Origin of the sequence: Streptomyces sp. NPDC048521, assembly GCF_043199855.1 — a bacterium.
Lineage (GTDB): Bacteria > Actinomycetota > Actinomycetes > Streptomycetales > Streptomycetaceae > Streptomyces.
On sequence record NZ_JBICWR010000023.1, the window covers coordinates 116,078 to 125,146 of the forward strand.

11 protein-coding genes are annotated in these 9,069 nt (G+C 69.1%); 6 read left to right on the forward strand and 5 right to left on the reverse strand.

Annotation, left to right across the window (positions count from 1 at the left end; genetic code table 11):
- Positions 1-309: 309 nt before the first annotated feature.
- A complete protein-coding gene (locus ACGFRF_RS36475; RefSeq protein ID WP_393747526.1) occupies positions 310-855 on the reverse strand; it encodes a hypothetical protein in 546 nt (181 codons plus the stop codon).
- A gap of 500 nt (positions 856-1,355) precedes the next feature.
- Here ACGFRF_RS36475 and ACGFRF_RS36480 point away from each other — a divergent pair, with 500 nt between their 5' ends.
- Positions 1,356-1,511, forward strand: a complete 156-nt coding sequence (locus ACGFRF_RS36480) for a hypothetical protein (RefSeq protein WP_393747528.1) — start codon at positions 1,356-1,358, stop codon at positions 1,509-1,511.
- A 184-nt stretch (positions 1,512-1,695) separates the two neighbouring features.
- On the opposite strand, the gene ACGFRF_RS36485 is transcribed toward ACGFRF_RS36480, so the two are convergent.
- Both ACGFRF_RS36485 and ACGFRF_RS36490 read right to left on the reverse strand, forming a co-directional pair.
- Positions 1,696-1,941, reverse strand: coding sequence for a DUF5133 domain-containing protein (locus ACGFRF_RS36485; protein WP_393747529.1), 246 nt, complete (start codon positions 1,939-1,941; stop codon positions 1,696-1,698).
- 497 nt (positions 1,942-2,438) lie between these two features.
- On the reverse strand, positions 2,439-2,657 hold the full coding sequence (locus ACGFRF_RS36490; RefSeq protein WP_393747531.1) for a helix-turn-helix domain-containing protein: 219 nt from the start codon (positions 2,655-2,657) through the stop codon (positions 2,439-2,441).
- A 385-nt stretch (positions 2,658-3,042) separates the two neighbouring features.
- Between ACGFRF_RS36490 and ACGFRF_RS36495 the strand changes: the two genes are divergently transcribed.
- The 5 genes from ACGFRF_RS36495 to ACGFRF_RS36515 all read left to right on the forward strand — a co-directional run bounded on the left by ACGFRF_RS36495 (position 3,043) and on the right by ACGFRF_RS36515 (position 7,721).
- On the forward strand, positions 3,043-3,513 hold the full coding sequence (locus tag ACGFRF_RS36495) for a DIP1984 family protein (RefSeq protein ID WP_393747533.1): 471 nt from the start codon (positions 3,043-3,045) through the stop codon (positions 3,511-3,513).
- 684 nt (positions 3,514-4,197) lie between these two features.
- Positions 4,198-5,016: an isocitrate lyase/phosphoenolpyruvate mutase family protein gene (locus ACGFRF_RS36500; RefSeq protein WP_393747535.1), complete on the forward strand. Its 819-nt coding sequence runs from the start codon at positions 4,198-4,200 to the stop codon at positions 5,014-5,016.
- 468 nt (positions 5,017-5,484) lie between these two features.
- Complete coding sequence (locus ACGFRF_RS36505; protein WP_393747537.1) at positions 5,485-5,982, forward strand: DUF1877 family protein; 498 nt, start codon at positions 5,485-5,487, stop codon at positions 5,980-5,982.
- 783 nt (positions 5,983-6,765) lie between these two features.
- On the forward strand, positions 6,766-7,119 hold the full coding sequence (locus tag ACGFRF_RS36510) for a PadR family transcriptional regulator (RefSeq protein WP_393747539.1): 354 nt from the start codon (positions 6,766-6,768) through the stop codon (positions 7,117-7,119).
- A 38-nt stretch (positions 7,120-7,157) separates the two neighbouring features.
- Positions 7,158-7,721 (forward strand): HAAS signaling domain-containing protein, encoded by a 564-nt coding sequence (locus tag ACGFRF_RS36515; protein WP_393747541.1) that lies wholly within the window; start codon positions 7,158-7,160, stop codon positions 7,719-7,721.
- A 25-nt stretch (positions 7,722-7,746) separates the two neighbouring features.
- On the opposite strand, the gene ACGFRF_RS36520 is transcribed toward ACGFRF_RS36515, so the two are convergent.
- Complete coding sequence (locus ACGFRF_RS36520) at positions 7,747-8,052, reverse strand: hypothetical protein (protein WP_393747543.1); 306 nt, start codon at positions 8,050-8,052, stop codon at positions 7,747-7,749.
- Positions 8,053-8,161: 109 nt separating this feature from the next.
- Positions 8,162-8,590 (reverse strand): DUF5959 family protein, encoded by a 429-nt coding sequence (locus ACGFRF_RS36525; RefSeq protein WP_393747545.1) that lies wholly within the window; start codon positions 8,588-8,590, stop codon positions 8,162-8,164.
- Between the last annotated feature and the right edge of the window lie 479 nt (positions 8,591-9,069).

A 9,069-nucleotide genomic window follows, 5' to 3' on the forward strand; every position in this document is an offset into this window, starting at 1 on the left:
CGGTCCGCGGATCAGGCCGTCGTGACGGGGCACATGTCGCGGCGAGTGGGGCATAGGCATGCTCATCGCCACCGAAGACACATCCCCGGCGAAGGAGGCACCCTCACGGAGCGGAGGCAGCAGGTCGCCGTGGTCGAGGAGGCAGCCCACCGGCTCGCGGCCTACGCCAGGCGGCCCCGTGCGGCGCACAGCAATGGCGCGGCGACCCGGTACGCCAAGGCCCTGCCCTGGCCGCCCAGCGCTTGCGGGACGCCGTAAGAGCCCGCTCGGAGTCTCGTGTCCGCGGACCAGCCCGTCGGCCCCAGAGGGTCAGCCGTCGACTTCGTCCACCGGCCCGGCCGCGTCGCCGATGGCCACCCGCAGGTCATGCATGCCCTGGAGAATGTCGATGAGGGCCTCTTCCGCCCCGCTCAGAGCACGTCGAGTTCCCTCCTTGTCGCCACGCTCCGCGTGCAGCTGGGCGCCGAGGGCGTACACCGCTGTCATGACCGCAGCGAAGGCGGCCTCCCGGCCGGGCGGCAGTTCTTCCGCCTCGGGCTCGGAGACCTGCACCGCGGTGCGCTGCAGCCGGTTCGTCAGGACGTTGACCGCGAGGTCGGGATCCGCTCCCAGCTGCTCCCCCCATCCGAGCAACGTCTCAAGGACGTCCTCGATCTCCGCTTCCTCGGTCAGACGGGTCGCGGCGGTGATCTCGAGTTCCGTCTTCGCCAGCAGACTGCCCAGCAGGTGCAGGCGGTCTTCTTCCTGCGGCCCGTCGGGTCGCTTCTTCGGATCTGGCTCCGGTTCAGCCGCCAGAGCGGCCAGCGCTGCGTAGATCTGCTCAGCACTTACCGGGCGCTCGCTACTGATGCTCACGCTTCCAGCTTCACCCAGCGCATGCGTGCGCGCCCACCTGGCGCGTACGAGTCCCCGGCGAGTTCCACCACCCAGACCAGCGCACGGCCGAGCAGACCGGAGAACTCGCGGATGCCGACTGACTTGTTTCCGCGGCAGCTCGCCCACCGGCAGCCGTATGCCGGTGGGGGAGACGCGGGTCCTCTTACCGGAGGGCCCATACACATTCCGGCGTGTCGCCTCCGCCATGGATGCCGGCGGCAACTGATCGACGGTATCCGGTGGCGGAGCCGGACCGGGGCGCCGTGGCCGGGACGCTCCGGAGCGCTACGGGGCCCGGGGCTGGGGTGTACTCCCTGTTCCCGCCGCTGGCAGCGGGCCGGGCCGGGACCTGGGTTCGTACGCTCACGCGGCTCCAGCCCATGCTGACGCGAAGGGTCTGATCACCTGGACATCAACGTCGACTCGACCGTCTGCCGGCCCCACCGACGCGTCGCTGGGGCGTGGAAGGGGACCTGCAGATGGAACCGCCCGGCGGCATCGCCACCGAACCGGACGACCACGGCCTCGGACGCTCACGGGGCGGCCCGACCACCGAGCTGCACCTGGCGGTCGAGCAGGGACGGAAGCCCATGTCGATCCTGATCAAGGCCCGGCGGCGTGGCGATTCCCCGTAGTTCGAGCCGTCCTGAAGGCACTCTGTTGCCCCGCATCGGGCCGGGTCCCCCGCGTCCGGCCCGGCCGCGGGCGTGCCGACAAGGCCTACGCCTCTCGGAAGAACCGGGCCCACCTGTCCAGACGCGTGGAGCGGGTCATGTCCGGCGACAGCTCCTGGGCGCGGGCCGACGGCAGGGGCGAAGGTCAGGCAGCCAGGATCTGGGTGGCTTCGGTGGCCGACCGGCGGTCGGCCCGCATGCGCTCCAGGAGGGCGTCAGCGGCGGTGAGGGCCTCGTCCACCGACCGGGTGCCGGTCATGACACACAGTCTGTAGGAGGTGTCTTCCAGCTCTCGGCTCGAGTGGCCGGTGGGCTGAAGGTCGTGCCGGAAGCGGGCGTCGGCGAACCGGGCCAGGACCGCGCGCAGTTCCTTCTCCGCAGGCAGCAACACAGCGTCAACCTTTCTGGTGAGGCGGACACGCCGCCTCACTCCACTGTCTGGGCGTGCACCCGCCGGGTGACGCCGTGGTGGAAGGGGGAGCGGATACTCCCTCTGGTACGGCGTCTGCCCCCACCTGATCACGGTATGTGCTGTTGCTGTCGTGTTCGGGTGGCGGCGCCCCGTGTCGCTGCCCGAACGCCTGTGCGAAGCGATCGGTGTCCCGGCCTGGGTGGGGCCCCGGCGGTCATGTGGCCTGGCGGAACGGGCGGTTCGGGTAATTCGACCAGGGCGGCATCATGTCACCGCCGGACCTGCTGAGGCCCGTTGCACGCTGCCGGGTGCTGCGGTCCGGCGGACGTCTGCGGGCACGGCCGATCACCTTCCCGGCGAGCCGTCCCGCCAGGAGGACGTGCGGCTGGTCGGTCCGGTGCGCCTGCCGGCGGGCCCGCACGGTGATGCCCCGGGCCCGACGGCGGCGGTACGGCAGGCGACTTGAGCGGCGGCCGTCATCGCCCTGACGGGGCCGTGCGGGTGCGTACGTCGCCTCCCCGGGCCCGCAGCGGCACGCCCGCTTCGGTGAGCACGCGATGCACGAAGCCGTACGACCGGCCGTGGGCCTCGGCTATGGCGCGGATCGACCGGCCCTCGCGGTACTGCCTGGCGAAGGCTTCGGCCAGCTCCGCGCGCGCCCCACCGGTGATCCACTTTCCCTTTGCCTTGTCCACTGGGATCCCCTCTCCACGTGTGCGTACGGGATCTCCGGTGCCCGGATCACCGCAACTCATGTGGCCGTGCCGTCCGGCGGGAGCGATCTGCGGCGCGTCGGACGCCTGTTGCGGCGTCTGCGTGGTGAACCAGGCGGTCGCTCTCGGGCGTGGGCGGCAGCGCCGGGCACCCGGCACCCGGGTCGCCGCGGTCCTTCCACGGACCTGCGAGCGGCTGATCGCTCGGCCCCGCGCGTGGAACATTCCCCACCGCATCAGTGAAGTGAGGGCCTCTTCACCAGCCGGCGGGCAGCACAAGGAGGTGTGGGACCGATATTCCCGGTGCGTGCGAGCTCGTTTCCACTCGTATACTCGTGCGAGCTCATGGAGGGCGGGAGACGAGGCAGTGAAACTTGCTGAGGCACTGGCGGAACGTGCGGAGGCGCAGCGTCGTGTGGAGCAGCTGCGAGCGCGCGTAGTCAGCAGTGCGCGGTACCAGGAAGGGGAGACTCCCGCCGAGGACGCAGCTCAGCTGTTGGCCGAGGCCGGTGAGGTGTTGCACGCGCTCGAAACGTTGATTCGTCGGATCAACCGGACCAATGCCACAGTGGAGATGGGCCCGGACGGCACCCTCACCGACGCCCTCGCGCGCCGGGACGTCCTGCGGCTGCGTCACTCTGTGGTCACCGCGGCGGCAGACGCGGCAGCGGGTACGGGCGAGCGGGGATACGGCCGGCAGCTTCGGTCCGAGCTGATGATGCTCTCCGCGCTGCCGGTCGCGGAACTGCGCGCTCAGGCGGATGCACTGGCCCGCGAGATCCGCGAGATCGATGTACGGATCCAGCGCACGAACTGGGAAGTCGATCTGCTGGACTGAGCAGTCCGGCAAGCTGGGACGATGTGGAGCAGGTAGCTGTTCCGGAGGCGTGCACACACCGAGGGCCGGCGGTTTTCCAGCCCACTCCTGGCGCGTGAAGGGCAACGCGGGGGTTCGATTCCCCATCAACAGCGCAGCTCAGCACCGCGTACAGGTAACGGTGCACATCGCACAGCACATCACCACGTGCAGATCCGGGGCGGCGAGGGCGGGTTCGGGGTTTTCCACAGCGCAGCACCATGGAGTGAGGTTCGCCGGCAGGCACCTTCGACGTGCAGCCGTTCCACAGGTCGGCGAGGGTGAACGGCCCACCAATAGGCCGAATCCGCGACCGACGTGGTGACCGTCGCGGTGCCGCCGCCCCGGTTGAAGGGGGTCTACGGCCGATGCGGCGAGGCCGGCCCCACCACACCAACATGCGGGCCCGTGACGACTCCGTTCGGCAGTCGGTGCGGATCCGGATCGGGGGTCCGCTGCGGGATCGGCTCGGCCGGGGTCATCTTGGATTCCCCCTGCACATCTTGGCAGGTGGGCAGCGAACGAGTAAGTCCTCTGTCCCTTTGCGTCGCAGGGGAACGTCTGTTGCCGGGGCGGTGATAGCGCCCCGCTTCTGCCAGGGCCGGGGCGAGGATGGTGTCGGATTCTCGCCGGACAGGAGGTAGGGGGTGTTGATTGGCTGACCGCATGATTACAGCGCGCATGGACGAAGCCCTGCTCTTCCGTTCCCTCCACAACCCCGCACGCCCCCTCGCGCTCGCCAACGCCTGGGACGTGGCCAGTGCCCGTGTCATCGAAGCCGCAGGAGCACCCGCGATCGCCACCACCAGCGCCGGGATCGCCTGGTCGCTCGGCCGTCCGGACGGGGAAACCCTCTCCCGCGACCAGGTGGTGGACCTGATCACCTGCATCGTCGCGGCGGTCGACGTACCGGTCACCGCCGACATCGAGGGCGGATACGGGCAGGACGCGGCCGGCGTCGCCGAGACCGTCACACGGGTGCTGGAAGCAGGTGCCGTGGGCGTCAACATCGAGGACGGCACCCGGGATCCGGCCGAACTCCGGGCACGGCTGACGGCGGCCCGGGCCGCGGCGGAACGAGCGGGCGTCCCCCTCTTCCTCAACGCCCGTACCGACACCTACCTGTTCGGCCTTGGCGACCCCGCCACCCGGCTGAAGGACACCCTGGAGCGGGCGCGCGGGTACGTGGACGCCGGCGCCGACGGCATCTTCGTCCCCGGCGTCACCGATCCCGCCACCATTGCGGAACTGGCCGCGGGCATCTCCGTACCGCTGAACGTCATGGCCGGCCCAGGAGCACCGTCCGTCGCCGAGCTGGGTGCCCTCGGCGTCGCCCGCGTCAGCCTCGGTTCGGGTGTCGCCCAGACCGCCTACGCCGCCACCCGCCACGCCGCGCAGCGGCTGTACGACACCGGCGATTACCACCCGCTCGCCGATGCCATTCCCTTCCCGGAGCTCAACGGCCTGTTCCCCAACCCGCGCTGACGCTAAGACAACCGATCAGCGCGGCGACCAACACCGATTTCCGCGCCGAGTGCTGGGGCGTCATTCTGACGCCGCGTGGTGAGCTTACGGCGAAGTCGTATCCGTGCTCCGGATTCCCCCATGGGCGCCGGTGCTGGGTGATCTGTGACTAGTTGCCTGGGCAGCGCAGGCGGCAGATCTGCCGGCTTCGACCGTCGGGAGCTACCGGATGTCGCGACGAGGTCGAGCGGACCATCAACCGGCTCAGGAACTCCCGGGCCGCCGGGACCTGTCACGACAAGCGGGCCCACGTCTCGGATGGCTACCTGTCCGCAGTGGTCGATCTCGACGACACATGGTACTTGCGGTGCACCCTCGCAACGCCGGCATCGCGCGTGAGGAGACGGGACGTCTCGCCGTCAGTGCCGTCGAGTATGTTCTGTTCGTTCGGCCCGACCGGCGGGCCGCCGAACCGGGGGACTTGTCGCGGTGAGTATCCACCTACACCTTCGCGCCGTCGCGCAGTCCGAGATCAGGGACGACCACACCTGGCTTGCGGCGTTCATGTCCGCGGCTTGGGACAACCACCCTGACGAGTACGCGGCAGGTATCGCCGACTCGATCGAGAAGGTCTTCAACTCCGTCAATGACCTCTATTCCGCGGCCGACGTCCTCGATGCAGGCGTCGAGAAGCCCGGGACGCTGCCGATTTACGGCGGCCGCCCCGTGGCACACAGCGCTGACGCCGACCCCTCCGACCCGCCCCTGATGATTCTGGAGCCGCCTGGGGTGGCACAGGCTGCGGACTTCCTCGCGACTGTCTCTTTCGATGAGTTGTGGAACGTTGCTGGTGCCGAACTGGGCGGCCGCGGCCGGGAGGTGGCGCAGGTCAGGCAGGAGTTCCTCGACCATCACAGGGACCTCCAAGGGTTCTACGGGCGGGCGGCTTCGGCGGGCCACGCTGTGGTCAAAGCGGTGTGGGCTTGAGTCGTGGCTACGTGCCGGTTGCAGCCCTTCGTTGATGGCGGCGACCAGCACGGGTCGCTTCGTAGCGGACAGCCAGGTCGTCGTACCGTGTGGCGACGGCCTGGTGCCGCTTCAGCCGGTTGATGTCGTACTCGACCGCATGTCCCGCCTTGTAGTCGGTCTTGTCGAACTTCGGTGGCCGGCCGCCGTGCGAGCCGCGTTTCCTGCGGTTCGCTGGCCGGCCCTGTCCGGGATGGTGCACCGGATGCCGCGTCGGCGCAGGTAGGCGGTCTTGCGGGAGGCGCACGCCTTGTCTCCCGTACCCGCCGCGGGCGCACCCGGGGGCGGGTCCGGCCCCAGCCGGGGTACTCGGATGCGCTCCAGGATGGCCTCGAACCAGGGGAAATCGCCGCGCTGCCGGCCGTGATGACGATTGGCATGTGCTGTCGGCCCTGCTCGACGGCGAGGTGCAACGTGGTGGCCAGCCCGCCGCGCGAGCGGCCGAGGGAGTGGCCTTGCGGTTCGACGGTGACCCCGCCGGGCGGCTCCTTCTGGAGGTCCTCCTTTTCTTGCGGGCGCCGGCAGCGTGCTGTTGGTCGTTCGACGGTCGATTGCCGACAGTCCGGACCCTGGTCCGAGCCCCCTGGGCGGTAAGGCGTCCGGACCGCGGCAGCACGAACGACGTCGTGCGACGCCTCATCCACCACTGTCCTCTGGAGTAGCCGGACGGATATCGAGACCCGGCCCGGGGCCCTCCCTGGCGGGGACTGGACGTACCTGGCCGGGCCAGTTACCTTGTATTGCATGGTACCTGATGTAGCAAGCAATGGTGGCTCAGGGAAGGCGGAAAGCCAGCTCCGCAAAGGAGTGCTGGAGTACTGCGTCCTGGGACTTCTGCGCAGTGGCGCTCGCTACGGCGTAGAGCTGCTGGAGGTGCTTGGCACGGCGAACGTGATGACCACCAGCCAGGGGACGATCTATCCGTTGCTGGCCCGGTTGCGCCGTGACGGCTTGGTGGATACCACCTGGCAGGAGTCCCCAAGTGGGCCGCCGCGCCGCTACTACATGCTGACCCCTCAGGGAGAGGCGGCCCTGACGGAGTTCACTGAGATCTGGCCGCACTTCCGCGACGCCGTGGACCGCTTCATCACCGATTGAACGACCGAACTCCCCACTGCCTTACCTGGAGATTAACTATGAAGACCGTCGAGCACCCGCTTGCAGTGGCCTACCTGGAGGCTGTGGCGCGCGAGGCCGCAGCCCTGGCGCCGGAGCGCCGCAACGAACTTCTTGCCGATCTGACGGAGCACATCGCGGTGGCATTCGCCGAGCAGCCGGCCCTCAACGAGGCAGAAGTGCAAGCCGTCCTGGACCGCCTCGGCGACCCCTGCACCATCGTGGCCACTGCCCGTGAAGGCGAGACCATAGCGCTGCCGGTCAGCAAGTGGCACAGCCTTGCCCCGTTGATCTTGCTGCCGTTGGCCGGACTTCTCGGGGGCGTCAACCTCGTCCTGGGCGGCATTGCCATGATCGCGGGCCTCGTGCTGTTGTGGGCAGCACCTCACTGGAGCAGGCGGGACAAGATCATCGGCACCGCGGCCACGCTCCCGGTCCCTGTAGCGCTTGTCGGCGTAGCCTTCACTGCAGCATCAACGGGGCCGCTCGACCCGGAGCTGCTCACTCTCGTCGTCCCCAGCGTGCTGATCCCGGCGGCCGCATCGGTCCACCTCTTCCGGGCAGGGCGCCGCATGTCGTCATGACGAGAAATCACCTGTTGTGGCAGCGTCACCGACCGCATGGCGTGGACCGGGCACCCTGACGGTCGGCGCAAGTCGCGCCGCTCGTCCATGTCCGGCGGATCGGCCTGGTCAGCGATCCACGGAGGGCTGGCCAGCCGGGCGGGTCGTCGTCCGGGCGGCACAGGCGGATGCTGCCGATGTTCTTCGGTCGGGGCAGCAGTCGGAAGCTGAGCGGTTCGGTGAAGGCGAACTTCTTGCGCTCCAGGCGCCGGTAGATCAGCACGCCGTTGCCGCCGTAGCGGGCGTGGTACTCGGTGCCCAACGCCGGTGCGCAGTGCGGGCGTTCGCCCACCCGCACTGGTTCCGCCGCATGCGGATCTGCTGGGAGATCCGCATGCGGCATCCACGGAGCCTTCCTCACCCTGGGCGGCGCGCGCAGCTGCTGGCGGCGGCTTGTCTCCCTAACGTGACGGCATCGGGACCCAGTGATCCATCACCTGGCGCAGACGCTGCCGGTGGTCGGCAATCCAGTCGTCCGGCGGGACGAGCGGGACCCGTACGGTGACCATGGACCCCGACTCGTCTTCCACTACTACCTCCGGGCAGCCATGCTCGCCGGTGAGCTGGATGAAGATGGACGGCCCCCTGCTCATCTCCATCCAGGCCACGTCTATGCCGGCGTCGAGCCGGTCGAGCGCGTCGGCCCAGTCTTCCAGCCTCGAAACCGACAGCGCGAGGTCGATACGGCCGGACACGAAGGGCGTCTCGACGACGATCTCGGCGTTCAGTCCGGCAGGCCACCTGAGGTTACGTCCCAGAACGTTGACCGTGACGCTGTTCCCCTCGTCATCAGCAAGGGAGATGAGCTCCCTCGGGGGACTGTCACCCATGCCTGCCCTTTCGTCCGTGAGTCGTGAGTCGTGAGAGATCCTCGTCTGGGTCGGGGGGCATGTTCCACCCCATTTTGTCAGCGGTTCCAAGGGCACGATGGTCTCGCGTTTCGCCGTGCTGGAAGTACGGCCGTCGGGCACGGCAGCCACCCGCACCGCTCGGGAGCAGGTCGTCGGAGCCGGCCGGCGGAACGGCGTACTGCCGCTGCGGACCCTGCTGGTGGAACAGCCTGCCCGGCCGGACGAGCCGATGGACTACTGGGTGACCAATCCGCCCGCCACCGTCCCGATCACGATCTGGTGCGGTGGGCGAAGACGCCCTGGCGGATCGAGCACGCCTACCGCCAGCTCAGACACGGCCTGGCCAGGAGCACTTACTGATCCTTTCAGAATGAGTTGGTTCAGGGGCTTGGCAGTTGGGCTGGTGGGCGGCAGAGTTCTGCGGGTGTCGGATGATCTTGTGCCTGATGATCTGTGGG

Bases quoted from the DNA above. Each gene is read 5' to 3' on its own strand.
- ACGFRF_RS36480 (WP_393747528.1), top strand. From the start codon at position 1,356: ATGGAACCGCCCGGCGGCATCGCCACCGAACCGGACGACCACGGCCTC.
- ACGFRF_RS36500 (WP_393747535.1), top strand. From the start codon at position 4,198: ATGATTACAGCGCGCATGGACGAAGCCCTGCTCTTCCGTTCCCTCCAC.
- ACGFRF_RS36510 (WP_393747539.1), top strand. From the start codon at position 6,766: ATGGTACCTGATGTAGCAAGCAATGGTGGCTCAGGGAAGGCGGAAAGC.
- ACGFRF_RS36515 (WP_393747541.1), top strand. From the start codon at position 7,158: ATGAAGACCGTCGAGCACCCGCTTGCAGTGGCCTACCTGGAGGCTGTG.
- ACGFRF_RS36525 (WP_393747545.1), bottom strand. From the start codon at position 8,590: ATGGGTGACAGTCCCCCGAGGGAGCTCATCTCCCTTGCTGATGACGAG.